The following is a 26,297-nucleotide window of genomic DNA, read 5'->3' on the forward strand; positions in this document are numbered from 1 at the left end:
TTTTATTTTCAAATTGTTTAACGTTTGGCGGCTACTGAATGTGTTTACTTAGCTCTTCCCAATGTATGTAGTAGAAAACAAGAGCCGTCACAGTCATGAACATGACTAATGAAATTACAATTCCCCATACAAAACGACTACTGCGAGGTGTGAGCTCTTTTTCACACTCATTACACACAGCTAGAAATGCTCTACGGTCTTCAAGCTTATAGCGGTCTTCATGCACGACTTTGTTGCGAATTGTCGCGACAAAACGCAGTTTCGCGATAACATCATGGGGTAAACGCTCTTCACAACTGCTGATCAGTTGATGCAGTCCTTTGCCTCGTGCGTGATACTGTTCGCGCAGCAATCTTTCTAACTTTCGAGTACGAAGAACAACTTGTTCTATGTCCGACATCGAAGTTCTCCTTTTAAAATCGCCATCAATGTACTGATTCTTCGACTTTCACTTATGGGCTTTTCTATTTATACGTATCTCACTTTAAGTATTGGCAAAGCCAAGCAACAAAGTGTGAAGTGCGCCGAAAAAATAAGACCAATCAACGCGCTATATCCCTTTTATAACGTTACGTAACACGAAAAATCAAACTAATACGTAAAATGAAACCATCATTTTGCTTTAGGAGTCACTATGCAGATTACTTTACTTGCAACACTCATCATGCTGCTTGTAGTGGCGCTCTTACTTTTTTCTCGCTTCTACCGACGCCATATGCAAGGTGAAAACGCACCAGAGAAACAAGCTCAAGTCACCATTCTCGATAAGCAGTCCATCGCGGTAGACAATCCTTTCATCGGAGAAGATGATCAAGAATTTTGGATCTACGTGCAAAAAGGCCGCTTGGGTCCAAAACGAGAGTTCCAAGTGGGAGCGCACTACTTTCACGCTCTAAATCCTGGTGACAAAGGCATACTCACCTATCGAGGAACTCAGTTCATCCACTTTTCTTTACAACGTTAACGAGTCATCAGTGTTATTAAATAAGCCAAGTGGTCTTCACTAAGGTAACAACCAGCGAGTCTTCGACGACTGTGACAATAACCAGCTAGTAGCCAGCGCACCTGCACCGCTAATGATTATCCATAGTGGTATTACCCATGCTGGATGCCCCTGATGCCAACCAAACTCTTTCATTGGCCAAAGGAAAATTGGGTGAAGCAGATAAATACCCAAACTATGCTGGCTGATTACGCTCACCACTTTCTTCGCACCTTCTGATAATGATTCTCCAACAGCACGGCACAACACGAAAACCATACTAGCCGCCACCACTACATTAAGCGTTTTGTATGAGAACCAGCGACCGACACTGTACTCACCAGTTGCGAGACTGAGCTCAACTACCGAATTCACCGTAAAGTAGAAAGAAACACCACCTAAAACAACCGCTAACCCGACCGTTACTGGATTAATCGGCAGCTTCTTATAAAGCAGATATCCAAGCGGTAAATAGCCTGTATAGAGCCAAATCTCATAGCTCCAAGGGCCATCAATATGGAACAGGAATAACGTGGTAGTGATTAGCCACATACCAAGATAGACATACCAAGCGGTATCATCCGTTCGTTTCATCAACCATTGCAGTACAGGAATAACAAAATAAAGCGGGATGAAATAGTAGAAAAAGCCCAGATGGTAGTACGTCTCGTGGTGCGGGCTATTTTGCAGTACCTCCACTGCTAACGCAGAATCGAAGCCAGCAGAACTCCAGCCAGAAAGGTAGGCATAGAAGACAGACCAAGCAATAAAAGGAACGAGTACCTTTCCAAGACGTCTTTTGACGTAATAACCAAAATCAAAAGGACGCGTATCACTCAGCATCAAGGCACCAGAGATCAAAATAAACACAGGTACCGCCCAGCGAGTCATGCCGTTTACCGTAACGGCCGTCGCCCATTCACCATAAGGAATCGAGTTTTGTAGCTCCCGATAAGGGGCTAGGACATGAATCGCAATTACCGCCACCGCAGCCACACAGCGCATTAAATCAAAAAATATTACTCGTTTTGTCATTCAACGATTCTCTCTAGTCAATCTGCACTCGAAACCATTTTTCATTTACAACTATAAAGCACAATTAAAATAATACGTCAGTCAGTGGTAAACGTTAGTCAACATTACATTTATTGAATACCACACTGTGAATAACAAAAAACAGACATATAAAAGCCCTCAATTGAGGGCTTTTGCAGCGAGTGGTCTACCGAAAGCATGCTGAAATACTAATTAGCGAGTCTCGGCAGTCGTAAAGAGATAATGGTAGTCAGAACCAAGAACGCTAACGATACCCATAAACAAGCGGCTAAGCCGCTGACCTGAAAAAGGTAACCAGACAATATGGTTCCAATCAGTCGTCCCATCGCGTTAGCCATGTAATAGAAGCCAACATCAAGAGAGACACCATCACCTTTGGCGTAACTGACAATTAAATAGGAATGAAGCGATGAGTTTACCGCGAATACAGCGCCAAACAGCATTAGACCAATCACGATCACCCATTGAGGATGCCAGTTTTGGCTGATACCCAACGCCACAGCCGCCGTTACGATACTTAACCCTAAAGCCCAACGAAACGCAGCATGCCCATCAGGAACTCGCCCTTGCGCCTTGCCCGTAATTCTTGGTGCTTGGCTTTGCACAATACCGTAACCAATCACCCACAATGCTAGGAAACCGCCCACCCAGAGGTGATCCCACTCGAACACCGTTCCCAGATAGACCGGCAGAGCAACCACAAACCAAACGTCACGAGCACCAAAAAGAAACATTCGAGCCGCAGAAAGAATATTCACCGCCGGAGACTTAGAAAAAATCTCAGAGAACTTGGGTTTGTTCTTCGCTTTACCCAGCTCCTGTTTAAGCCCTAACAAGCTACCAATCAGCACAAGTGTCAAAATCGCAGCCATCAGCAGAACAGCTCCTTTAAAGCCTACTGCTGTTAACAACAAGCCACCAAGGAAAAAGCCCAACCCTTTTAACGCATTTTTTGACCCAGTTAATACTGCAATCCAACGGTACAGAGCCCCCTGTTGCTCATCAGGCACCAGAGTCTTAATCGCACTTTTCGCGCTCATCTTGTTGAGATCTTTTGCGATACCAGACATCGCCTGAGCAGCCATTACCCACGGAATCGTCAACCAAGCAGGAGGAACAGCCAGCATAACCAGCGCGATGATTTGCATCGCTAGGCCAATATTCATCGTTCTGTTCAGACCGAGCCTAGCACCTAACCAGCCACCAATCAGATTGGTCACAACGCCAAAGAACTCATAAAACAAGAACAAAGAAGCTATGGCTAAGGTTCCATAGCCCAACTGATGGAAATACAACACCACCAGCATCCTCAATGCGCCATCCGTGAGAGTAAAGTTCCAGTAATTGAACGTCACTAACATGTATTGGCGGATCGATGAATCCAAATTTGAAATCACTTTCAACATAATACTGATCCAAAGGGAGCTTCGGGATCATAATGATCCCAAAGCTTAATTAGCTGATCACTGCTGCTACATGTTCAATATATTCACGTTGCTCGGGCTTGGTGAACGCACCCGGACGTAGCGCTTGAACTTGAGAAATAATGGTTTCCAGTTCCCAGTTCATATCCAGCAACAGATGCGCCGCTAATAATCCTGTACGGCCAGACCCCCCCATACAATGCAGCGCAACTTTATCGCCTTTTTTGAGCAGATTGCGAAGCTGTGGACTTACGGTTGGCCAATGCTCATCAAACCTCTCATCAGGCACCGCATCGTCTTCAATCGGCAGGTGAATCCAAGAGATACCGTTGGCTTGCGCGATAACGCCAAGCTCTTCAACGTGTTTTTCATGCATCTCTTCACGGGTAATGGCAGTGACAATCGCTTTCACACCGCTTTCTTTTAACTGCTGAATACTTTCCGTTAAACCCAGCTCTTTGGTCCCCGGACAAGGCATCAATACTAATGCTGATGAGTCAACAGTGAGCTCCCAAGTAGGGTGAACCTTGGTTGAATTAGACATTATTGTGCCTCCCCTACTTTACGGACTAGCTCAGCCGTACGGGTTGCGTAGCCCATTTCATTGTCATACCAAGCATAGATTTTCACCATGCGCGTCCCAACAACCATAGTTGATAGAGCATCAACGATGGTAGAGCGTTGGTCACCTCGATAGTCGATAGACACTAATGGTTTCTCTTCAAAGCCTAGAATGCCTTTTAACTCACCTTCAGATGCCTCTTTTAACAGAGCATTCACTTCTTCCGCTGTGGTATCACGTTTGACATCAAAAATGATGTCCGTCAGCGATGCGTTCGCTAATGGAACACGCACTGCATGGCCGTTAATTTTGCCTGCCAGTTCAGGGAAAATTTCTACGATAGCGGTTGCACTACCTGTTGTAGTTGGAATTAAGCTCATTCCACATGCGCGAGCACGACGTAGATCTTTGTGTGGCGCATCTAGGATAGTTTGAGTGTTGGTTAAATCGTGAATGGTGGTGAAAGAAGATTGCTCGATACCTAATTTCTCATGAATCACTTTTACCACTGGTGCAATACAGTTTGTGGTACAAGAAGCCGCCGTCACAATACGATGCTGTGCTGGATCAAAAATGTGGTCATTGACACCCACAACAATATTGGCAATACCGTCCTCTTTCACAGGTGCAGACACCACAACGCGTTTTACGCCTTGCTCTAGGTATTTATTTAGGAATGATGTCTTACGGTGCACACCCGTCGATTCAATCACCACATCACAACCAGACCAGTCAATCGCAGCGATATCACGCTCCTGAGTCGTTTTGATGCGCTTTCCAGCAATGACGATTTCATTGCCTTCTGCGGCAACTTCATGGTGCCAGCGACCTTGGATAGAATCGAATTCCAACAAATGCGCCAGTGTGGTGGCATCACCTGCCACATCGTTAATTTGTACGAACTCTAACTCAGGCCAATCGTACGCAGCACGCATCGCTAATCGACCAATACGACCAAAGCCGTTAATACCCACTTTAATTGTCATTCTCTGTTTCCCTAATATCTGAAATTAAAAAGCTTTTGCAGCAAGCGGTTCTTTTAATAAGAAGCGCATGTGGAACAATTCGTTAGCAGCAAGACGGTCTGTCCGTCATATCGCTCAAACGCTGCGTATCGACACTGTATTGCTGCTGTAAACAGTTTGATTGCTTCAAACCATCGATAATCTTGTTCAGCCACCCTGGTAACTGATCAGAAACCTTGTAGTACACCCACTGCCCTTGACGTTCGTCAGTCAAAACACCCGACTGACGCAGCTGGGCAAGATGACGAGAAATTTTAGGCTGGCTTTCATCAAGCGCATGCGTTAATTCACACACGCACAACCTTTGTTCTCTTGCGATTAGCAGTAAACATCTCATTCGAGTTTCATCTGCAAGTAGTTTAAAAAACTGATGAGGTAACATAGCTATCTCTCACATATACGGATATATGAATATATTAGATATAAAAAAGCACGCGTCAATGCGCGTGCCGTTACTGTCATCAAAAATTCATCTAACCCAAACTACAGGGGAAATTTCGCTGTCTACTAGTGGGAAGGGTTATTGATACTTCGGTTTATACCAAGCTGCTTGTCTCTTGACTCCAACGTTGTGCTTCGTTGAGATCTCGTGCCACATCTTCATATGAAAGCCCGAGTAACTCGCAGTAGTCCTGCACACCTTGCCAGTCTGCTTTTTCAAAGCATTCTTCGAGATTTAGCAACTCTCCAAATGGTCCTAATCGCTTATTCAGTGCTTCTTTAACAGACTCTGTCAGTGGCAATTGTTCGACAATAACGTCGAGGGAGATATCTAACATCGCATCCAGCACCGAAAATAAGCCGATTAGAAAAGCTTGATCTTTGTGCTCGTCAAACTTGCGGCGGGTAGCGGTGAGTTGACAGAACTGCGCTCGCTGCAACGACAAGTTATACAGCTCTTTGGGTTTATGATTGGAAATATAAGAAGCAACCGCCAGTGATACGAAGATCTTGAGTCGGTCCTGACCAAGATAAACCAAGGCCTGACGAAACGAAGAAATCGGTACCTCAATGCGTTCCGTTATGCTGTTGACAAAACAGAGTAGCTTATAAGAAAGCGCGACATCTTTAGCCACCAGCTGTTCCACTCGTACAAAGTCGACGTGCGGTTTACACACTTCTTGGAAAAGCTGCATAGCCACAATGTGTTTGGGGCTCACATAGCGTTGCTTGATGATTTCAGGCTTACTGAAAAAATAGCCTTGGAAAAATCGGAAGCCGGCCTCTCGCGCTGAACGGAACTCATCTTCCGTCTCAACTCTTTCCGCGAGATAGCGTTTTCTGCTGCCTCTGGCGAGTTGTTTTTTCACCATCGCACAAGCAGCATCAATCCCCATCGCCATAATATCGAGCTTAATAATTTGCACGTAAGGCAGAAATCGTTCCCACTCAGGCGAATAGACGAAGTCATCCAGTGCAATCAAATAACCTTCGTTATTCAGTTCGATAATTGCTTCCAGAAGCTCATCCGTTGGGTGGCAAGTTTCCAGCACTTCAATCACTATTTTTTGCTTAGGAAGAGTCAGTGGCAACCTACGTATCAGGCTGTTATAGGGGAAGTTGATAAAGCAACGAGAATTATCAATCGCGGGATTGGTTCCAATCGAAAGAAAGTTTTCAACAATCAGACGATAAGTAGCACGATCAGCATCCACATGCTGAGGAAAACTATTTTGCTCGCCGTCACGAAACAACAACTCATACCCTAGAGTGTGTCGTTTCGAATTTAATATCGGCTGTCGTGCTACATAAGTGGTGTACATATTACCTTCAACGAATACAGTTCAATTAAGCTCTATTGAGTGCTCAACATTTGCAATTACACTCATAACTATAGAAGTAAATGGCCAAGGCAATTCAACTCTATACGATCAGTGAACAACTCACTACGACTGCTTAATTTTTACTCTCCACGAGGACAACAAAAATAACATCAATCGGTCTAAAAGCAAGTAGGCAGATCGATTGCATTTCCGCCTAACTCCCTTATTCTTAACATTCAATTTCAGCCACGACGGCTTTCTAGCACGTAAATTATGAGCCAAAAAAATACAACCTGTCACTCTTATACGCAAGAGTCAAACTTTTCCCAACGTATCGAAAATGAAATCAAAGCATTGTGGGAACAGCGACAAGAAGGATTTCTGCAATCATTTGATAGAAAACAACTTTACTGGTGCAAAATCACATCCCAAGAGCACAGCAAAGCCATAGTGGTCGTGAATGGCAGAATTGAATCCTGTTGGAAATACCAAGAACTGTTTTACGATCTCTTCCAGCAAGGCTATGACATTTATTCTTTTGACCATCGAGGCCAAGGCCTTTCTGAACGCTTAATCGACAACAAGCAGATTGGGTATGTGGATGAGTTTCAGAATTATCTTACGGATATGAACGATCTGGTTAAGCACTTTAACCTCAACCATTATCAACAGCGCTTTTTGCTTGCTCACTCTATGGGCGGCGCAGTGACCGCACGATATCTACAAACGCATCCGCAGCATCCTTTTGAAGCCGTTGCTTTTAGTGCTCCAATGTTCGGTATTAACGTTCCATGGCAGATCCGACCGATAGCCATTACCCTGACGCAGGTGTTAACCGCAACGGCCAGCAAGCCAACCTATGCTCCCGGTTATACGGACTACTATCCAAAACCTTTTGAAGATAACCCTCTGACTCAGTGTGAAGTGCGTTATCGCTGGTTCCGTGAGTTATATGAGCAGAAGCCTGAACTGAAACTGGGAGGCCCAAGCACTCGCTGGGTATGGCAAAGCTTGATGGCAACCAAGCAGTGCATTCAGTTCACAAGGCAGATCACCATTCCGACATTAGTGCTGCAAGGTGGCAAAGATACCATCGTCAGTAATGCCGCACAGATAAAGTTTATCGCCCGATTAGCCAAGACCAACCCGGACAGCGAACTGCTGATGATTCTTGATGCAAAACACGAAATTCTTTTTGAGAAAGATGAATTCCGCAATCAGGCATTGGATGCGGTACTGAAGCATTTCTCCAACGCAGTAAAAGCCGCTGATTAAGCAGCAATCTCGTCTAAGAACAAATAGGGAAATGACGGATAAAAAGGTTTTCCCTCTTTTTTCGATCCTTTTTGGCATACACTTAAGCCCAATAAACAAGCAACTTATATTCAAGTGACGTAGTTAAGAGAGAGACATGAGCGTAGTAAGTAACGAAAAACCAATCAAAATCGTGGCTTCTGATCTGGATGGCACCCTATTGGCGCCGGATCACAAGCTCAGTACTTTCTCGAAGAAAACGCTAAAAGAGCTGCATGCAAAAGGCTTCACTTTTATCTTTGCAACGGGACGTCACCATGTTGATGTCGCGGGTATCCGCGAAATCGCAGGTATCCCAGCTTATATGATTACCTCTAACGGTGCTCGTGTTCACGACCAGAACGATGCTGAGATGTACAGCAAAAACGTACCTCAGGATTTAGTACAAGCGATCATTGATTTAGTTAAAGAAGATAAGCGAGTTATCACTCATATCTACCGCAACGATACTTGGCTGATGAGCCGTGAAGATGAAGCTTTACACGCTTATCACAACGAATCTGGCTTCCATTATCAGCTGTTTGATATCAATAACGCTCCTACCGACGGTATCGCAAAAGTCTTCTTCACTAATGAAGACCACGACCATGAAATGCTGGTTGTTTATGAGAATCTGATTAACGAAAAATTCGCAGGTCAAGTGAACGTCGCCTTCTCTACTCCTTATTGCTTGGAAGTGATGGGCTCTGGCGTTTCTAAAGGTGACGCGCTTAAAGCGGTGGCTGAATCTTTGAATCTGACGTTGGATAACTGTATCGCATTTGGTGACGGCATGAACGATGTAGAGATGCTATCAATGGCTGGAAAAGGTCTGGTGATGGGTACCGCTCATGAGAAAGTCATCAAAGCGCTGCCAGAAATCGAAGTGATTGGCAGCCATGCGGATGATGCTGTCGCGCATTACCTTCACGAACACCTGTTCTAACTTACAGGCCATCCTGAAAGAGTAAAAAAAACCGTTTTTAAAGAGTCCCCCTACTCTTTAATCAGGCAGCACACGCTGCCTGTTTTTTTAGCGTGCGGACTTACCCAACTCTTCTTTACTTAAAATCGCCTGCCACTCTTGCTCTGAAACTGGCATGATCGACAAGCGGTTGCCTTTTTTCACTAACGCTAACTCACTAAGCTCAGGCATAGCCTTTAGTACACCAAGTGGAATCAAACGTTTTGTCTTACGTACAAATTCCACATCCACCATGACCCAGCGTGGATTTTCCGGGCTCGATTTTGCATCGAAATAGTCACTTTCTGGGTCAAATGCAAAATGGTCTGGATAGGCTTCACGCACGACTTTGGCAATCCCTGCGACACCCACATTTTTGCAAGATGAGTGATAAATTAGAACTAAATCGCCAATTCTGATGTCATCACGTAACATGTTTCTCGCTTGGTAGTTTCTCACCCCTTCCCAGCAGGAAACTTGTTGGATGCGTAAAGTATCAATCGAAAAGGTGTCTGGTTCAGTTTTGAATAACCAATATGCCATAATGAAATCCGTTCGTTTTTGCCATGAGGAAAAGCAACCATGAAGGTGCTGATTACCCCAATTGCCATTTTATCGGCTTGTCTTTTACAAGCTTGTTCAACAACGTCATCTGCGCCTGAGTCTATGCAAGATAACGCAAAAGCCAGTTTAGATCAGCCTTCCAGCGTCAAGCCTCAGACTTTCATCATGCGCGGAGAAGTTGTGGTTGGCAGTGACACTCGAACGTTCACACCTTGTGGCAGCAACCAGCAATTCTTGCTCGATATGCCTGCCTCTTTAGTGCAGCAAACCATGAAGCTTTCTCATTCACCTTATCAGGCCATGTACGGTGAACTGATTGGTCATTTAACACCACCGAGCAAAACCAGCTACAAAGGCGACTACAGTGCGAAATTTGTGGTAGAGAACATCAATATCATCAGTACAGAAAACCCTAAGCGCTGCCAACGACCAAGTTCTCCCACTACCGCATTCGGTACTGAACCAAACTGGAACATTAAGCTGGGTAAAGACAAATTAACTTTCCAGCCAATGGGTGAAGAACCACAGATCACCACGTTAAAAGGCAGTGAAATTTCACCAGCCACACGCCATTACCAGTTTAAGGGCGGTCAACTTACTCTTGTACGTCAAACCTGTTCTGATGGCATGAGTGACAGTTTGTACGGTTGGTCTTCAAACCTCACCTTGGCCAATCGCAGCTACAAAGGTTGTGCGACACTAGGCAACAGTGATCCAACACTATCATGGACAGGAGAGTACTTCGCCAGCTCGACACAAAACACCGACTTTAGTGTCAACCTAACGCTGAGCAGCGACCACACAGCAACCACTGAATACACTTATAGCAATGGCGATCCCACTATTGTTGAAAAAGGCTATTGGCAACAACTGAATCAAACACAAGTACAAGTGGTGATGACTCACCACCAGCAGCAATACTTAGTATCCGAGCGAATTTTCACCAAGCAAGATAAGCAGCTTATTGCTGAGAAAGAACGAGTGGGCAACATCGTCTATCCGATTGCGAACGGTGGCTTAGTTCTGTTTTCAGCCAAAAGCACAACCGAGTAATTCAAAGTATGTCGTTAGATTTAGTGTCTCAAGCTTCAAACTGTGCGTGCCCCAAATGCGGATTGCGTTTGCAATGCGTCTGCCAAAACATCCCGACGTTGGACAGCGACATGCCATTGTCTCTGCTGATGCATGAAAATGAGTATCTGCGGGAAACCAACACAGGAAAATGGCTGCTTGAAGCTCTGCCTTTGTGCCAAGAGTTCAAATGGAGCCGAGTGGAAGAAAACCGATCGCTTGTTGCAAGAATTAGCAACAGTGAATACCTCTCTTTTCTGGTGTACCCCAGTGAAGAGAGCATTCCTTTAGATGTGGCGTTAGAAACCGCCAAACAACACGGTAAGAGCGCGCATTTTATTGTTCTTGACGGAACCTGGCAGGAAGCGAAGAAAATGGAGCGCAAAAGCCCGTGGCTGGATGATGTTCCAAGAGTTCACCTTACCCCAAGTCAGGTATCAAACTACCAGCTGAGGCGTAATCAAAGCGAAGGACACCTGTGTACACTAGAGGTTGCCAGCGAAATTTTGGCGATAAGCGGAAACCTTAGTGATGCAGAAAAACTCAATCATTTCCTCGCCCATTTCAGTAAGGTTTATCAGGCGGATAAAAGCGGGCATATTTATTAGTGTCCGCTTGCTTGTAAGGCGAGAAAACTAGATTAAGCGGCTTGGTTGACCAAGATAGAAGCCTTGCAGGTAATCAATGCCCATATCCTCACTGATACGGCAAACCTCTTCATTGTGGACGAACTCGGCAACCGTTTTTGCATCCAGTACCTGACATAGCCTGACAAGCTGCTGGGCAATTTTGCGTTGCTTGACGTCTTTATCGATATTACGAATCAGGCTACCGTCGAGCTTAATTATCTGAGGTTCTAACTTCACAATCTCGTCAATATTGGAATAACCGCATCCAAAGTCATCGACAATGATTGAAGCCCCCAGAGAGCGGAAATGATTACACACTTCAATCATGTGCCCGTAATCTTTGATTTGCTCCGTTTCTAACACTTCCAGACCGACTCTGGTTGGGTCAGCCAATTTTTGGATTGCGTCTTCTAAATGGCGAAGCGTTTTATCACTCATAAAATCTTGTGGCGACAAATTGATAGAAAACGACTCACTGCGAGAATGCATGAGTTCAAAAGTACGAGATATCATCTGACGGCTTAAACGCGAATATAGATGTGTCCCTTCCACAATAGGAAGGAAGCGCCCCGGTAGTATGATTTCACCGTTGTCTTCGATACGAACTAAGCATTCATAAGACGACAACTCATGAGTTTTAGCTTTTACTATCGGCTGCGCAAATACCTGTACATTCTTTCCAAGCACAGCTCTGCTCACACATGAGAGCCAGCTTAACTGCTCCTGCCGAACCTGATCTCGGGTTCGTAAATCACTGGCACAGTAGAAATGGCGATTCTGATTCTGCGCAAATCGGCGCGCTTCAATTGAACGTAGCAAGAGCTCATCTTTTCCTAAATTAGGAAAGTCTCGGCGACTAATAAAGCCGGCACAAAGCGATACTGATAAGTAATCCACCTCTGGCAAACCATAAGGCTCAAAGTTGAAATTTTCTAACTGCTCAACAAACATTGAAAATTGCTGGTGGATATATTCGCTATCAAAATCACTGCGGAACACGCATGCCCACTCACCCACCCCAATGGCGTATAAGTTACTGCGCCCCGCCAGCATTTTATTCATATACTGCTGAAAATGGTCACTGAGATCTTGCAGCAGTTTATCACCCACTTGGTAACCGTATTTCTCGTTAATAAGGCTAAAGTTGGTTAACTTCAATGTGATCAAATGATCGTTATTTCCCATCAACGCCAAACGTTCATGCAGAACTTCTCTGTTCGGTAATCCTGTGCGTTTATCGACTCGATAACTGGCAGTGAGTAATGATGCCTGTGTCTGAATCTTCTTCTCCAGATTACGATTCATCCTGTCTACATCAGCTAAAGCATTACGAATAAGACTAAATAACGGAGCGATAACGTTATGACCTTGCCTTTCTTCAGCAGGGGTCGCAGCACTGATCTGCGCCTCACCTTCTCTCAAAGCCAAAAACGTCAAACTGTGGTGCAACATTTGTTGATGTTCACCTGTGCGAATCAGCTCACCTGCGCAGTAACAGCCGTAACAATTAGCCACTTCCTGTAATGGGATAAGCTCTGTATTTCCATGCATAAACTCAAGACGAGACAAGCAGTTATAGACAAAGATTTGATCAGGTTGAAATTTCTGTAAACGCTCAGCGCCAAGCTGAACTTGCCCAAGAGTTAATGAAGGATGATCAAAACAAAAACGAACCTTATCGCCTACCTTTAGCTCACGGTTTAACAAAATACCGTTTTCAGAGAGGCTTAACGGCAAATAAACATCCTGTTTCTTACTTTCACCTTTAATCAAAGGAAAATGTTGCAGTAATTCTAAAGGTACAGATTTAGAATCACCCAAATAGCGGTCATATACAGTATGAACAGACTCACCATCTAAACTTTGTAAGTTGCGCCCCGTGGCTTTAGTTACCGTTAATTGTCGCCCTATGGGATTCCACTCTGTGTAACACTCACTGGTCAGATGCAAAGTATCACTATGGAATGCCACTCCAACAATGGCATTTTCGAAAAATTCGTTACCTAAAAGAACCCATCGGCCACCATCAGTCCGACTTGAAGCACCACCAAAAATAGGAACTGGCGAAAACTGGCTGAATTGAGTAATTCTCTCCTGTCGAGCAAACTCCATACGACTGGCAAAGCAGATAATCGCTTTGGAATTACTTTGCAAATTCAGTTTCTGGGCAAAATTAGAGCTATCGGCAAGCAAATGGTCGGTGTAGTTCACCACCGCCGAACTGAGTGACACGTTCTTGAAATGGGTAAAGACGAGCAAAGTGGCATTTTTGTGAATCGAGCCTTGGTGAATCACATTTGATGAGCTCATACCAATAATATGAGCGTTGGGATATACATCCAAAAGTTGGTTAGCGATTTCAACCACTTCGCTTGGTGGCTGACTTGAAAATAGCTGAATAAGTGTAATGCCATCATGAGTAACAGCATTTTCATCAACAACACTCTTTACAGATTGCTCAGCAGTGATTAATAGCGATGACGTGAACATGAACGTTGGCTAGCCCGACTAATGGAGAAAGATTCACATCAAAGCGTTATGAATCTTTTGTTATTATTGTTAATAATTATACTGCATGGACGCATAGGTATGTCATCTTATGAGTTGTGATAATTGCTCAATTTGATTAATTTCGAGATCTGGAAGGATTTTAGCCTTACGCGTTGCAAGTAATGTGAGACCTCGATCATTATACCAACACGCTTGAAAGCCGTGCTTCTTGGCCCCCATCACATCTTTTACGGGATGATCTCCGACATGCAAGATGGATTGCGCGGGCAAGCCTAAAAATTCCTGCGCACGTAAAAACATATCCGGATACGGTTTTGCATGTCCGTCAGGGCCGGCTCTTAATATCAGCTGAAAATACTGGGCTAAACCGATTTTCTCAGGATCAACATTGCCATTAGTAATCGCCACCAACGGAATTTTTGCAGCAAGCTCGGCAAGGACTTTATGTGTCTCATCAGGGACATCCACTAAGTTTCGCAGCCGATGCACTTCCAGCATCGCATCGGTCGCCGCGATACGCGCATCGGTTTCCGAATAACCTAACAGTATCAAGCCTTGACGAATTTGCTCGAAACGCCACAAGCTCACATCATGCGGCAACCAAGGGTCATCCTTAGCTAATTTGGCTTTTAGTGCCTTCCACCATACTAATGGTTTGGTCGCCGTCACTGGATGATGTTGAAACAGCCAAAGAGCTACTTGCTCTTCGACATGATGAATGACTGGACGATTGTCATAAAGGGTATCATCCAGATCAAATGTCATCGCCTGAATGGGTGAAAGGCTGCGATAAATTTGCATCACTCACTCCTTATCTTTGTTTTGCTTACGCTTATGAGCTCTTGGATGGGCTTGGTCGTAAACCTGCGCTAAATGTTGGAAATCCAAGTGAGTGTAGATTTGAGTTGTCGAGATATTCTCGTGTCCCAGCAACTCTTGCACAGCCCTAAGGTTATTACTTGATTCCAGTACGTGTGTGGCAAACGAGTGACGCAATTTGTGAGGGCTAATATGACTAGGAACCGCTTGTTTCTGTCCCCACTCTGCCATACGTTTTTGCACACTTCGGTGAGAGATTCGGCTACCCAGCTTAGAGACAAATAACCCGTCTTCATCTGCGTTTGCTAGCTGCCCACGAATTTTCAACCAGTTGTTCAGCCACTCTTTCGCCATTCCAGAAAAAGGAGCGACACGTTCTTTGTTCCCTTTACCGACCACACGTATTTCACCAGCGCTGAAGTTAACGTCTTTGACATTAATCGATACCAGCTCAGCCAAACGCAAACCAGCACCATACATCAGCTCCATGATGGCGCGATCACGAATAGACAGAGGGTCATCTTCATTCACTTCGAGCAACTGCGCCATTTCATCCACATCAAGGTTCTTCGGCAAAGGACGCTTTTTCCTTGGTGCAGACACCCCTTTGGCGGGATTGGCATTCATTTCGCCACGCAATATCAGAAAATCAAAGAAACTACGCAGTGAAGAAAGACGAGTGGCGATGCTGCTCTCTTTCATTCCCGAACGCATACCTTTACTGGCAAGCTGACGCACCCAACCGGCATCAACATTTATCCAACCGTCGACGCCGACAGACATGAGATACAAACCCATGCTCTCTAACTGCTGCTTATAATTTCGCTGCGTATAAAGACTTAGGCCTTTCTCACTGCGTAAGTACTCATAAAAGCGCTCTAGAGGCTCAGCAAAGTTAGTTGACAAATGAGGTGCTGATTCGCTCATGGGACTCCTGCTGCCAAGGTAAGGTGTCGATTAAATGAGAAACGACTAAAGCAAGATGGCGCAAGAACAGAGTATCCATAGAAGGTTGGAAGTGACCGCCATCTTCACTAGCAAACGCCAATATCCCCAACGGGTTACGTTTAACTAACGGCAAAATCACGTAAGAGCCCATTTCGGGTGCAAATCGTTCTTCACCTACCAGTTTTCCACCAAATAACTGCTCACCAAACAGTAGATGGCGATCAGCTTTTCTCAGGCGGCCAAGGTAAGCGCTTTTGCCATTAAAATGATTGGTCGAAAAACGGCTCCACTGCTCTTTGGATAAGCTGTACTTAGTATCTTGATTGTTTAGCAAACGCACATAACCAATCAGGTTCAATGTACGCGCCTTCTCTTCAATCATGGCACAGACGTCGGCAAAGCATTCACATTTTAATATCTGTTCTTGCAGATCCATGAACTCATGAAAAGTACGATCATTACTCGCAGCTAAAGACATCAAAGAAGTAATTTCTTCTTCTAAATCTTCAATTCGCTGACGCTGACGAGCCATTTGAACGTGAACTAAAGAAACCGAGCCAGACTGCTGGCTCGGTAAAGATAAGCGGTCCACCAACTCTGGGCGGTGCTTAAAAAAGTCTGGGTTATCTTTTAGATACTCAGCAACCACTTCTGCTGTCAGAGTATCTGCTTCCAGTTGTGACAAAACGATGTATTCCTTAACAACAATTCATCCCTTAACTCAGTGGCTTCTTCAATGCAGCCACAAGGGAAAATGAGATTAGCAGGAAACCTGACCGTCATAGACGTGAGTCGCAGGACCTGTCATGTATAACGGATAGCCTAAACCTTTCCACTCGATTTCTAAACGGCCGCCCGGTAGATGAACAACCACTTCGTCATCCAGCAAACCTTGCAGAATACCCACAGCGACTGCCGCACACGCGCCACTTCCGCACGCTTGAGTTTCTCCTGCGCCACGCTCATAAACACGAAGCTTCACTTCATCACGGCTAACCACTTGCATGAATCCAGCATTGACTCGTTCAGGAAAACGCTCATGGGACTCAAGTAATGGACCTAACGTTTCCACTGCTGCTGTGTCGATATCATCAACAACAGTGACCACGTGTGGGTTACCCATGCTGACAGCGCCGCAAAACAGGGTCTGGTCTTCAACGCGCATGATGTAAGTCTTTTCCATCTGCTTGGCGCGGAAAGGAATTTTGCTTGGTTCGAACTCAGGAACACCCATATTGACAGTGATATCATCGCCATCACCGACATTTAGGATCATCTTGCCCTTTTTGGTGCTGACGCTGATGCTGTACTTATTGGTTAAACCTTTCATACGCACAAAGCGAGCGAAGCAACGGGCACCGTTCCCACACTGTTCTACTTCACTACCATCAGCATTAAAAATGCGGTAGTGAAAATCCGTTTCCGGATCATAAGGGGCTTCAACCACTAACAGTTGGTCAAACCCCACACCAGTATGACGATCCGCCAAACGGCGGATCAAGTCTGGAGAAAAATAGGTGTTCTGAGTAATGCAATCCACAACCATGAAGTCATTACCCAAACCATGCATTTTAGAAAAGTGGAAGTGCATAATAGGTCACTTTACTCCGGCAAAATATTTTCTAGAGCCCATAGGCTACTTAATTCTTCACGCTTACGCACAAGGTGAACCTTATCGCCATCAACCATCACTTCCGCCGCTCGGGCACGAGTGTTGTAGTTTGATGACATAGTAAAGCCATAAGCACCTGCAGAACGCACAGCCAGAAGATCACCCGCTTCCAATACCAAAGAACGGTCTTTACCTAGGAAGTCGCCAGTTTCACAAACTGGGCCAACTAAATCGTAAGTTGTTGGCTCACCTTCACGAGGAACCAGCGGAATGATGTCTTGCCAAGCTTGGTAAAGCGCAGGACGAATCAAATCGTTCATTGCCGCATCAATAATGGCGAAGTTCTTGTGTTCAGTGTGTTTCAGGAATTCGACTTTGGTTAACAACACACCCGCGTTAGCCGCAATCGCACGTCCCGGCTCAAAAATCAGCTCAAGGTCTTGATGGTTCTGCAAACGAGCAAGCAGTGCTTTCGCATAGTCAGAAGGCTGCGGTGGTAACTCATCGCGATAGATAACACCTAAGCCACCACCCACATCAAGGTGCTTAATCTTGATGCCAGAAGCGGTTAACTCATCAATTAACGCCAGCAGACGATCTGTTGCATCAATGAAAGGTTCAATCGCTGTAAGCTGAGAACCGATGTGACAGTCAATACCGCATACCGATAGATTCTCTAAGCTTTGAGCCAGACGGTAAGCGTGTGGTGCGCGGTCAAAAGCGATACCAAATTTGTTATCGCGCAAACCTGTCGAAATGTAAGGGTGAGTTTTAGCATCCACATCAGGGTTAATACGCAGTGAAATCGGCGCTTTCACACCAAGCTCGCCCGCGACTTTGTTCAAACGTTCCAATTCTGGCTCTGACTCTACGTTGAAGCATTTAATCTTCAGCTCCAAAGCACGCTTCATCTCTGCTTCGGTTTTACCCACACCAGAGAACACCACTTTAGCCGGATCACCACCGGCAGCGATAACACGTTCAAGTTCACCACCCGAAACGATATCGAAGCCAGAGCCTAAACGGGCTAATGTGTTCAAAACACCAATGTTTGAGTTTGCTTTCACCGCATAACACACAAGGTGCGGATGATCTGCCACAGATTTATCAAACGCATGCCAGTGACGTTCTAATGTTGCGCGAGAATACACGTATAAAGGAGTGCCAAACTGCTCCGCAAGTTGCGTTAAAGCGACGTTTTCCGCCCAAAGCTGGCCATCATCCTGATAATTGAAGTAATCCAAAATTCTTTCCCTTATTTTTTCATTCGTTATTTATTAGAGCGTTATTTGCTCTGCTCACTGTTTTGAGCGTCGTCTGGCATATAGAGTGGCCCTGTTTGCCCGCACCCTGCTAATGCAAGTGCAGACAAAAGAAATAGTGCTGTAATGGACTTTTTCATTTTGCATATCGTGATTATTGATTCAATGCCCCCTATAATCGCACCACAATCAGGAAAAGCAATAGGACAGATAGGATGAACGAGACTGAATTTCATCAACTAGTCGATAGCCAGATGCAAATCATCGAACAAGCCATTGATGATTCGGGTGCCGATATCGATTATGAAACGACGGGTAACGTGATGACGTTAGAGTTTGACGACCGCAGCCAAATCATAATCAACCGCCAAGAGCCGATGAAAGAGATCTGGCTGGCGTCTAAATCAGGCGGTTTCCACTTCCAGTGGCAAGACGAACAATGGATCTGCTCTAAAACAGGTGTTGAGCTTATCAGCATGGTTAAGCAAGAGTGTGAAAAACACGCTGGCGAAGAGATTGACTGGGAATAAAACCCAGCGCCTTACGCGAAATGTTCCCTCTTCAAAGGGCAATGAGAAAAAAGAGCACCTAGGTGCTCTTTTTTACTTTGATTCTGATTATGTTCATCTGACGATGACAACCGTTACCCGTTGACCGCTTTCGATGGTCGGGAATAAAGCGATGAGTCGTTACGATAAGGCACAACGTATGTTTCGCCTTCTACCGGATGAACAATCTGGTAATACTGAGGCAAATTGAAGTTGATCAGTTGAGAGGCCAATTCGTTATCATCACGAACTGATGTGTAGAATGAGTTCACGCTGGCGATCATCTCATCTTTCTCACCGTTAAACTGGTGATAAACTTCTACGCGGTTGTTTTCATCCAACACATAAATATTGAAACCCTTCTCTGTATCTTCAAAGAAGAACTGCACCAAACCTTCGCTGGCAAAGCCATCAACCACATCAGGCAGTTGATAATCTTCATCACGGTCAAGCATCAACAACGGCGAGCCTTTTAGCTTGTTGGTTGAAATGCTGCGGTAGAAATCCACTGAGTTCTCGAGTTTTTGTACCGACACACCACGACGTTCAAAGAACAGACCGTACATCTGGTCGCCAATACGCAACGCTTTGAAGCGACGACGCTTCTCTTGCTCAACTGGTTTCAAACGTAAATCGATACATTCAGCCAATAGCTGATAAACCAGATTACGCATCACGCCACGTAAGTTCTTGCTGTAGCAGAACACATCCACCGATTCTGGTGGCAAAGCGTCTTGGTGCATTTTACCGAGTACCGTTTTCAGGGCATCCATCATGGCGGTTTCACCCTTGAAGTGCAGAGTACGCACTTCTTGCCATGAATTTCGGTACACCAAATCTACACTGCCGACTAAACATTTCTGTTCTGCACCAAAGCTGAAAATATCCGCGTTCTTCAAGTCAACTTTCAAAGACTTACCGCTTAAATCTGCAGTAGGGTCATTTTCAAAGTTGATGAACATCGCCAACTGGCTAATTTCACACGGACTCGCCAATGCTTGCATCGTTGGGCGACGTTTACGCAGCGAGAAGGTATTCCGCAAATCGCTCACCATCTGGTAGAACTTATCTATATCCAGATGAGCTCCGCGAACCACAGAGTGCAAACGCGTCGATTCAGTGATCATGCCGTTAAAGAATGACCAAGCGACGAGCTTACTGAGGTATTCGTTGTGCTCTAGGTAAGGCTGACCAATGATGCGGTGCGCCTCGATTGGTTGCTTATAAAGGTACCAGCCTGCTTTGTTAGTTCGGCCTTTACTCACCTCGATAAAGGTTAAGTCTGGCTCATGCAGGTCAGGAGAAATTTGTGGGTTTAGCAAAGTGACTTTGCCCGGCAGAACTTCAAATGCCGCGTATAACTTACGCGCCAAAATCGAAATGTCTTGCGGACTAATTGCCGACGTAATGTCATTACGACGCGCAAACTGAATCAGGTTACGGTAGCTGAGCATCAATGCGTCAAGCAGTGAGTGGTGAACCACTTTCACTTGCTCAACCTTCCAGTGACGACGGTTATCCAGCTCTTCAATCACAGAGCGTGACCATCCCCATTGTTGAGTTAATTCACCAAGAGCCTCACGACGCCACTCAACAGAACCGACACCCGGTTCACGAGACAGCTTTTCATGAGTTTTGAGATAGAAACAGCGGCGCACCAAGTCTAAGCGAGTATCGTCACCAATACGTTCCAGATAACGCGTCACTTTCTCCAGCATCAGATAGTATGAGTCCATACTATAGAGGTCAGGATCATGAGCAAAGAAACGACGCTTGCTGTCGACACTCAATAACTGAGTTTGTGGGTACTCCCACGAATATGCCTCTAGCAGTATCGCCTTCATTACCGATTTGTACGGTGAATCGATACTCTTATACAGCTGCCATAAGTTCGCACCAAAGTACTCTTCTGCTGGAATATGGTTAAGTTGACCGAAGTCGATCCATTCTGAGCAGTCGATATAGGATTTTGAACACAGCTGAGTGACATATTCGTCGTAGCACTCTTCCATCTCTGGCGGCACAATTTGCCACAAAAGACGCTTACCAGCTAAGCGTACTGCCGAGCGATAAAACTCATCCAGTAACAGCATATGTTGTGACGAGCCACAGTTTTCGCCCGTCATCTCTTCTGATTGTTTAGAGCGGAATCGTTGCTCATCCATCAAGAAGAAGTTTGCTTCTACACCTTGGCTCTTAGCCCAATCCGTGATCAATAAACACTTATTGGTTAAACGTTCACGCGCTTCACAACCCATCAACGAGCTAACACATACCCAAATATCCAAATCACTAGACGTGCTTTGACCAATAGACGATGTGCTGCCCATGGTATACAGACCCAAAATTTCTGGGCGTTCTGCTGTCGTCAGAGGTTGGTTGAGTGTTAATTCCGCATCACTAACAAACTGTTGCTGAACATCATTAAGTTCAAAACATTGAATGCCATGGGGAACTTCGTTACTGAAATAGCCGGGAATAAGCGGATGGTTGTAGTGAAATAACGCGGGGATCAGGTGGAATACTCGCTGACTTTGCAAATCCATAAGAGCCAGCGCACGCTGAATGCGTTGCCGGTTTAACTTGTCTAATCTCTGGATTAACGTATGTGTGTAAGCCTGCAAGGGATGGTCCTTGGTTGAAACAAAAATGTGCACTTTGGTTGCATTTCACACTAAAGCGCCATCAAAACGTGATCAATTTAACACTTTAATCAGCACTGGTAAAGCGTTCTTAGTACTATGTCACACTAAAGTATTATTGAACAAGATGGCTTGAAAGCCCATGAAATCAGCGTTGTAACTATCCACCGTAAGTAAATAATAGAATCATCATTAAACAGTGTTAATGGTCACACTTACCCCTCCTTTTTTCGTAATAAAACACCACAAGCACAAGACAAAGAACTAGTAGTGAAACTTTATTTTTTCCAGTGGTAGACTAGGAACCTGTAAATCTTCTAGGTCAATTGCCTTCAAACTAATATTTTTATCAGGATTACCATGACACAGACAACACCTATTCGAATCGCTACTCGTCAAAGCCCACTGGCTTTATGGCAGGCTCACTATGTAAAAGATGCTCTACAAGCTGCCCATCCGGGTCTCGAAGTTGAATTGGTAACCATGGTAACGAAAGGCGACATCATTCTAGACACACCACTAGCCAAAGTGGGTGGCAAAGGTCTATTCGTAAAAGAATTGGAAGTTGCCATGCTGGAAGGTCGCGCAGATTTAGCTGTGCATTCCATGAAAGATGTGCCTGTCGAGTTTCCTGAAGGCCTTGGCTTAGTCACTATCTGCGAACGAGAAGATCCTCGCGACGCTTTTGTGTCAAACACTTACGCTTCTATCGATGAATTACCACAAGGTGCGGTGGTTGGTACTTGTAGCTTACGTCGTCAATGCCAGCTGAAAGAAGCTCGCCCTGACTTAATCATCAAAGAGCTTCGTGGCAACGTCGGAACGCGCTTAGGTAAGCTAGATGCTGGTGAATACGATGCAATCATTCTTGCAGCCGCAGGTTTAAAACGCCTTGAGCTCGAAGAGAGAATCCGCAGCTTTATTGAACCAGAACAATCACTTCCAGCCGTTGGACAAGGCGCTGTAGGTATTGAGTGTCGTCTGGATGATGAACGTCTGCTAAAACTGCTGGCACCGCTTAACCACGTTGACACAGCTGACCGCGTGAAGTGTGAACGCGCAATGAACCTGACATTGGAAGGTGGCTGTCAGGTGCCAATCGGCAGCTATGCACTTCTCGACGGTGATGAACTTTGGTTGCGCGCTTTAGTCGGAGAACCAGATGGCACGACCATCGTACGCGGTGAAATTCGAGGCGCTCGCCAAGATGCCGAAAGTTTAGGTATTGAGCTTGCCCATCAGCTTCTCGATCAAGGTGCCAAAGAGATCCTCACGAAGCTTTACGCTGAACACGAATAAACTCTGACAGCTGAATAATAGATGGTGGCTAAGTAACTGATGGCGGTACTGGTAACGCGCCCCGAGGCGCAAGGCATAGAGCTGTGCCAACAACTCGAAAATGTGGGCCTCACCGCCCTACACCATCCTCTCATGACTATCGAGGCAGGTACCGACCTGCCTCACCTTCTTCCCGATATAAAGCAATGTGATACCATCATTGCGGTCAGTCAGCACGCTGTTGATTTTAGTGACCAATATTTGAGACAACAGCAATCAAATTGGGCAACATCAACAAGATACCTTGCCGTTGGTCAAAAAACAGCACACCTTTTAAGCAAAGTTACCGGACAATCAGTAAACTACCCTCACGTCAGTGATAGTGAGCATCTGCTTGAACTGGCAGAACTACAATCAGTCTCTGGGCAGAAAATTATAATTTTGCGCGGAAATGGCGGACGTGAACTGATACATGAAACACTGAGTGAACGAGGCGCTTTGGTGGCCTACAAAGAAGTGTATCAACGTAAAGATTTGCCTTTTGACGCCAGTGCTTATTGCAAGCAATGGCAACAGCAAAACGTTGATACCCTAATTATTACCAGCGGTCATCAACTGGCTTTTTTTATGTCTCAACTAGATAACCCTACAATGGCGTCGTGGGCTCATCAGTTGAAGCTTTTGGTACCAAGCGAACGTATCGCCAATGATGCAAGAACAATGGGATTTGAACACATCGTTGTTACTCGCAGTGCAGCGAATCAAGATTTAGTGGCCGCTCTCCAGCCATAACAAACAGGACTCTCAGCAATGACAAGTAAAAAAGATAATCCGCAATCAGAACCGGAAAAAAACCAAGAAACACTTTCTACTGCTGCTCCAACTGAGACTTCGTCTGACTCAACTTCATCAGACTCTACTTCGTCAAATACGGACTCAAAAGAAGCACAATCAAAAGCGGAAACCGCGCCAACTCAAGAAGCTTCTCCAGAGATCAAACCAACAGAGCCTAAGCCAGCAAAAGACAACGTAAAATCCAATGCTGAGCAAATGAACAAATTAGACAAGCAAAGCAAGAAAGGAACAAAACTGGCAACCGTTGCCATTGTGCTTGCCGCGCTGCTAGGCGGTGGTCTTGCAATTCAGATGCAGCAGCAACAAACGCAGTACGAAGCACAAATTGCCGCACTGCGTGCCGAGTTAAATCAAACTCGCAGCGCCGTTGATACTCAGCTTGCAGAAGTAACCCAACAAGCAGAAGCCAAAGCCACTGAAGTTACTCATCGCGCAGAAACCGTGCTTGAACAACAGCAAAAAAGCATTCAAAGCTTGCAGCTAGCCATGGCTGACGTCAAAGGCCGTCGTCCGAATGATTGGCTGCTGGCAGAAGCAGATTACTTAGTAAAACTGGCCGGACGTAAGCTGTTCCTTGAACACGATGTGGAAAGTGCAACCCAGTTGATGGAAAGTGCTGATCAGCGTATTGCCTCACTGAATGACCCAAGTTTAACGCCACTGCGTAAAGCCATGGCGAATGACATTACCAAACTAAAATCCGTTCCTCTAATTGATCGTGATGGTCTGGTTCTTCGTCTGATTAGCCTGCAACAACAAGTCGATGCCTTACCTCTGGCAAACGCGATCTTGCCTGACGCACCACAAGAGACACAACAAGTCGTCTCCGATGACATCAATAACTGGCAAGACAACTTGATGACCTCACTGAAGGACTTCGCAGAAAACTTCATCACTTTCCGCTCCCGTGATGGCAATGTGATTCCACTACTCTCTCCTGAGCAACATTTCTATCTTAAAGAGAACATGAAGGCGAAGCTTGAAACCGCAATTAAGTCTGTTTATGTGGAACAGCAAGAGATCTACACCACTTCGCTAAAAACGGCTCAAGAGTGGTCAACGTCATTCTTTAACCAAAATGACAATACCGTACAAACCTTCCAATCGACACTGGCTAAACTGGCTGAACAAAAGGTTCAGGTTGATTACCCAGTAAAACTGGAAACGCAAAAACAGTTGTCTGATGTGATTAGTGAGCGCTTACGCCGCGAAGTGACGTCGGTGATTAAGGAGGACAAAGAATGATTCGTTTAATCTTTCTTTTCGTTGTCCTTGGTGCGGGGCTATTCGTCGGCACTCAATACGCAGGGCAGCAAGGTTATGTTCTCATCTCAATTGCCAATAAAACCATTGAGATGAGCGTTACAACTCTGGTTATCTTTGTTATCGGCGCTTTGGCTGCGCTGTTCGCGCTTGAGTTTGTTGTGAAGAAATTCTTCTACATGAGCTTCACAACCTGGAACTGGTTCAGTATCCGTAAGCAGCGCCGCTCTCGTCGTTATACCAACCAAGGTATCATCAAGTTACTCGAAGGTGACTGGAAACAGGCAGAGAAAAAAGTAACACGCTGGGCAAGCCACCACGATATGCCTCTGCTCTGTTATCTTGTCGCTTCTGAAGCGGCAAATGGCATGGGTGACCGCGAAAAACGCGACCGATACCTAGAGATGGCGGCGAAACAAGAAAATGCGACCTTAGCCGTCGAACTGACCAGAGCAAAGCAACAAATCAGCGATGGTGATTACGAAAAAGCAACGCAAACACTGACGACTTTGCAACATCAGCATCCTAATAACACCATCATCTTGAACTTGTTGAAGCAAGCTTACCTTCAGCAAAAAGAGTGGGCTCCTCTGCTCGAACTTCTGCCTAAACTAGTGAAAGCAAAACGCCTAACAGAACAAGAAGCAGAAAAACTTACATTAACGGCTCAGTGCGGCGCTCTAGAATCGATTGCCAGCCAGAAAGGTACAGAAGGCCTGCTTGCACACTGGAACGGTTTAGCGCGAAAACTAAAAGCAGAACCAGTATTAGTTAATGCCTTGATTCAACAACTGATTAAACGCAAAGCTGACAATGAAGCGTTCACCTTAATCAAAGAGAATCTGAAGAAGCAGGCAACGCCTGAGCTTTATGCTCTGATCCCTGAACTCAATATTAGTGACCGCTATCCTGCGATTGTTATGTTGAAAGATGCAGTGAAGAAAAACGACAGCAACGCAGAAGCTCATAGTGCTCTCGGACAACTCTATTTCCGCGAACAAGAATGGAAGCTGGCACAGGAACATCTGGAAAAAGCCTTATCGCTACGTTCTAGTGTTTCCGATTACGCTTATTTAGCCGATGCTTTGCAACATCAGAACATGACTCATGCTGCTCACGATGTTACTCGTAAAGCACTAAGCCTGTTAGAAACAAACTAAAACTGTTCTAAAAAGCAAAAAGCCAGCAACTAAGCTGGCTTTTATTTTGTTCTCTGTTCGTCGATT

26 protein-coding genes are annotated in these 26,297 nt (G+C 45.2%); 10 read left to right on the plus strand and 16 right to left on the minus strand.

From position 1 onward, the window contains the following. Positions 1-31: 31 nt before the first annotated feature. Complete coding sequence (locus L3V23_RS15520) at positions 32-400, minus strand: DUF4145 domain-containing protein (RefSeq protein ID WP_102962989.1); 369 nt, start codon at positions 398-400, stop codon at positions 32-34. Between the two features lie 234 nt (positions 401-634). On the opposite strand from L3V23_RS15520, the gene L3V23_RS15525 reads away from it, so the two are divergent. Beyond that, entirely contained in the window at positions 635-964 is a 330-nt protein-coding gene (locus L3V23_RS15525; protein WP_102962990.1) for a DUF2500 domain-containing protein, read from the plus strand. 39 nt (positions 965-1,003) lie between these two features. On the opposite strand, the gene L3V23_RS15530 is transcribed toward L3V23_RS15525, so the two are convergent. From L3V23_RS15530 to L3V23_RS15555, 6 genes are all read right to left on the minus strand, one after another. Beyond that, positions 1,004-2,017: an acyltransferase family protein gene (locus tag L3V23_RS15530; RefSeq protein WP_237292456.1), complete on the minus strand. Its 1,014-nt coding sequence runs from the start codon at positions 2,015-2,017 to the stop codon at positions 1,004-1,006. A 209-nt stretch (positions 2,018-2,226) separates the two neighbouring features. Further along, a complete protein-coding gene (gene arsJ / locus L3V23_RS15535; RefSeq protein WP_237292459.1) occupies positions 2,227-3,444 on the minus strand; it encodes an organoarsenical effux MFS transporter ArsJ in 1,218 nt (405 codons plus the stop codon). 49 nt (positions 3,445-3,493) lie between these two features. Then, the gene (locus L3V23_RS15540) at positions 3,494-4,006 is read right to left on the minus strand and encodes a cyclin-dependent kinase inhibitor 3 family protein (protein ID WP_237292460.1); all 513 of its coding nucleotides are present in this window, start codon (positions 4,004-4,006) and stop codon (positions 3,494-3,496) included. Further along, a complete protein-coding gene (locus L3V23_RS15545; RefSeq protein ID WP_167413633.1) occupies positions 4,006-5,010 on the minus strand; it encodes an ArsJ-associated glyceraldehyde-3-phosphate dehydrogenase in 1,005 nt (334 codons plus the stop codon). Before L3V23_RS15545 ends, L3V23_RS15540 begins: the two co-directional genes overlap by 1 nt. Before the next feature lie 82 nt (positions 5,011-5,092). After that, positions 5,093-5,431 (minus strand): metalloregulator ArsR/SmtB family transcription factor, encoded by a 339-nt coding sequence (locus tag L3V23_RS15550; protein ID WP_042488019.1) that lies wholly within the window; start codon positions 5,429-5,431, stop codon positions 5,093-5,095. A 154-nt stretch (positions 5,432-5,585) separates the two neighbouring features. Then, positions 5,586-6,812, minus strand: a complete 1,227-nt coding sequence (locus tag L3V23_RS15555) for an EAL and HDOD domain-containing protein (RefSeq protein WP_237292462.1) — start codon at positions 6,810-6,812, stop codon at positions 5,586-5,588. Between the two features lie 273 nt (positions 6,813-7,085). On the opposite strand from L3V23_RS15555, the gene L3V23_RS15560 reads away from it, so the two are divergent. Beyond that, entirely contained in the window at positions 7,086-8,087 is a 1,002-nt protein-coding gene (locus tag L3V23_RS15560; RefSeq protein WP_237292464.1) for an alpha/beta fold hydrolase, read from the plus strand. A 136-nt stretch (positions 8,088-8,223) separates the two neighbouring features. Next, entirely contained in the window at positions 8,224-9,051 is an 828-nt protein-coding gene (locus L3V23_RS15565; RefSeq protein WP_237292465.1) for a Cof-type HAD-IIB family hydrolase, read from the plus strand. Between the two features lie 87 nt (positions 9,052-9,138). On the opposite strand, the gene L3V23_RS15570 is transcribed toward L3V23_RS15565, so the two are convergent. Beyond that, positions 9,139-9,612, minus strand: a complete 474-nt coding sequence (locus tag L3V23_RS15570; protein ID WP_237292467.1) for an EVE domain-containing protein — start codon at positions 9,610-9,612, stop codon at positions 9,139-9,141. Positions 9,613-9,651: 39 nt separating this feature from the next. On the opposite strand from L3V23_RS15570, the gene L3V23_RS15575 reads away from it, so the two are divergent. After that, entirely contained in the window at positions 9,652-10,686 is a 1,035-nt protein-coding gene (locus L3V23_RS15575) for a hypothetical protein (RefSeq protein WP_237292469.1), read from the plus strand. A gap of 8 nt (positions 10,687-10,694) precedes the next feature. Continuing rightward, positions 10,695-11,312, plus strand: coding sequence for a DTW domain-containing protein (locus tag L3V23_RS15580; RefSeq protein WP_237292471.1), 618 nt, complete (start codon positions 10,695-10,697; stop codon positions 11,310-11,312). Between the two features lie 27 nt (positions 11,313-11,339). Here the strand turns inward: L3V23_RS15580 and L3V23_RS15585 are convergent, their stop codons facing one another. The 7 genes from L3V23_RS15585 to L3V23_RS15615 form a co-directional block, all read right to left on the minus strand. Beyond that, complete coding sequence (locus tag L3V23_RS15585; RefSeq protein WP_237292473.1) at positions 11,340-13,823, minus strand: EAL domain-containing protein; 2,484 nt, start codon at positions 13,821-13,823, stop codon at positions 11,340-11,342. Positions 13,824-13,925: 102 nt separating this feature from the next. Beyond that, a complete protein-coding gene (gene yigB / locus L3V23_RS15590; protein ID WP_237292474.1) occupies positions 13,926-14,645 on the minus strand; it encodes a 5-amino-6-(5-phospho-D-ribitylamino)uracil phosphatase YigB in 720 nt (239 codons plus the stop codon). A gap of 3 nt (positions 14,646-14,648) precedes the next feature. Further along, positions 14,649-15,590 carry a tyrosine recombinase XerC gene (xerC, locus tag L3V23_RS15595; RefSeq protein ID WP_237292476.1) on the minus strand — a complete coding sequence of 314 codons (942 nt, stop codon included), beginning with the start codon at positions 15,588-15,590 and terminating at the stop codon, positions 14,649-14,651. After that, complete coding sequence (locus tag L3V23_RS15600) at positions 15,559-16,296, minus strand: DUF484 family protein (RefSeq protein ID WP_237292478.1); 738 nt, start codon at positions 16,294-16,296, stop codon at positions 15,559-15,561. Before L3V23_RS15600 ends, xerC begins: the two co-directional genes overlap by 32 nt. A gap of 75 nt (positions 16,297-16,371) precedes the next feature. Further along, positions 16,372-17,202 (minus strand): diaminopimelate epimerase, encoded by an 831-nt coding sequence (gene dapF / locus L3V23_RS15605; protein ID WP_042487992.1) that lies wholly within the window; start codon positions 17,200-17,202, stop codon positions 16,372-16,374. An 11-nt stretch (positions 17,203-17,213) separates the two neighbouring features. Beyond that, complete coding sequence (gene lysA / locus L3V23_RS15610; RefSeq protein WP_042487990.1) at positions 17,214-18,467, minus strand: diaminopimelate decarboxylase; 1,254 nt, start codon at positions 18,465-18,467, stop codon at positions 17,214-17,216. A gap of 41 nt (positions 18,468-18,508) precedes the next feature. Next, positions 18,509-18,721 (minus strand): lipoprotein, encoded by a 213-nt coding sequence (locus L3V23_RS15615; RefSeq protein ID WP_171138493.1) that lies wholly within the window; start codon positions 18,719-18,721, stop codon positions 18,509-18,511. Between L3V23_RS15615 and cyaY the strand changes: the two genes are divergently transcribed. Continuing rightward, positions 18,701-19,015, plus strand: coding sequence for an iron donor protein CyaY (cyaY, locus tag L3V23_RS15620; protein WP_042487987.1), 315 nt, complete (start codon positions 18,701-18,703; stop codon positions 19,013-19,015). The genes L3V23_RS15615 and cyaY overlap by 21 nt on opposite strands. Positions 19,016-19,128: 113 nt before the next feature. Here the strand turns inward: cyaY and L3V23_RS15625 are convergent, their stop codons facing one another. Next, positions 19,129-21,657, minus strand: a complete 2,529-nt coding sequence (locus L3V23_RS15625; RefSeq protein WP_102966469.1) for a class I adenylate cyclase — start codon at positions 21,655-21,657, stop codon at positions 19,129-19,131. Positions 21,658-22,035: 378 nt separating this feature from the next. On the opposite strand from L3V23_RS15625, the gene hemC reads away from it, so the two are divergent. Genes hemC through L3V23_RS15645 form a run of 4 tightly spaced genes read left to right on the plus strand, consistent with a single transcriptional unit; the run spans position 22,036 to position 26,231 of the window. After that, complete coding sequence (gene hemC, locus L3V23_RS15630; protein ID WP_042487981.1) at positions 22,036-22,974, plus strand: hydroxymethylbilane synthase; 939 nt, start codon at positions 22,036-22,038, stop codon at positions 22,972-22,974. A 39-nt stretch (positions 22,975-23,013) separates the two neighbouring features. After that, entirely contained in the window at positions 23,014-23,745 is a 732-nt protein-coding gene (locus L3V23_RS15635; protein WP_237292480.1) for a uroporphyrinogen-III synthase, read from the plus strand. Positions 23,746-23,763: 18 nt separating this feature from the next. After that, the gene (locus tag L3V23_RS15640; protein ID WP_237292483.1) at positions 23,764-25,053 is read left to right on the plus strand and encodes a uroporphyrinogen-III C-methyltransferase; all 1,290 of its coding nucleotides are present in this window, start codon (positions 23,764-23,766) and stop codon (positions 25,051-25,053) included. Next, complete coding sequence (locus L3V23_RS15645; RefSeq protein WP_237292485.1) at positions 25,050-26,231, plus strand: heme biosynthesis protein HemY; 1,182 nt, start codon at positions 25,050-25,052, stop codon at positions 26,229-26,231. Before L3V23_RS15640 ends, L3V23_RS15645 begins: the two co-directional genes overlap by 4 nt. The last annotated feature ends 66 nt before the right edge of the window (positions 26,232-26,297 follow it).

This window comes from Vibrio sp. A1-b2 (genome assembly GCF_021726015.1).
GTDB lineage: Bacteria > Pseudomonadota > Gammaproteobacteria > Enterobacterales > Vibrionaceae > Vibrio > Vibrio diazotrophicus.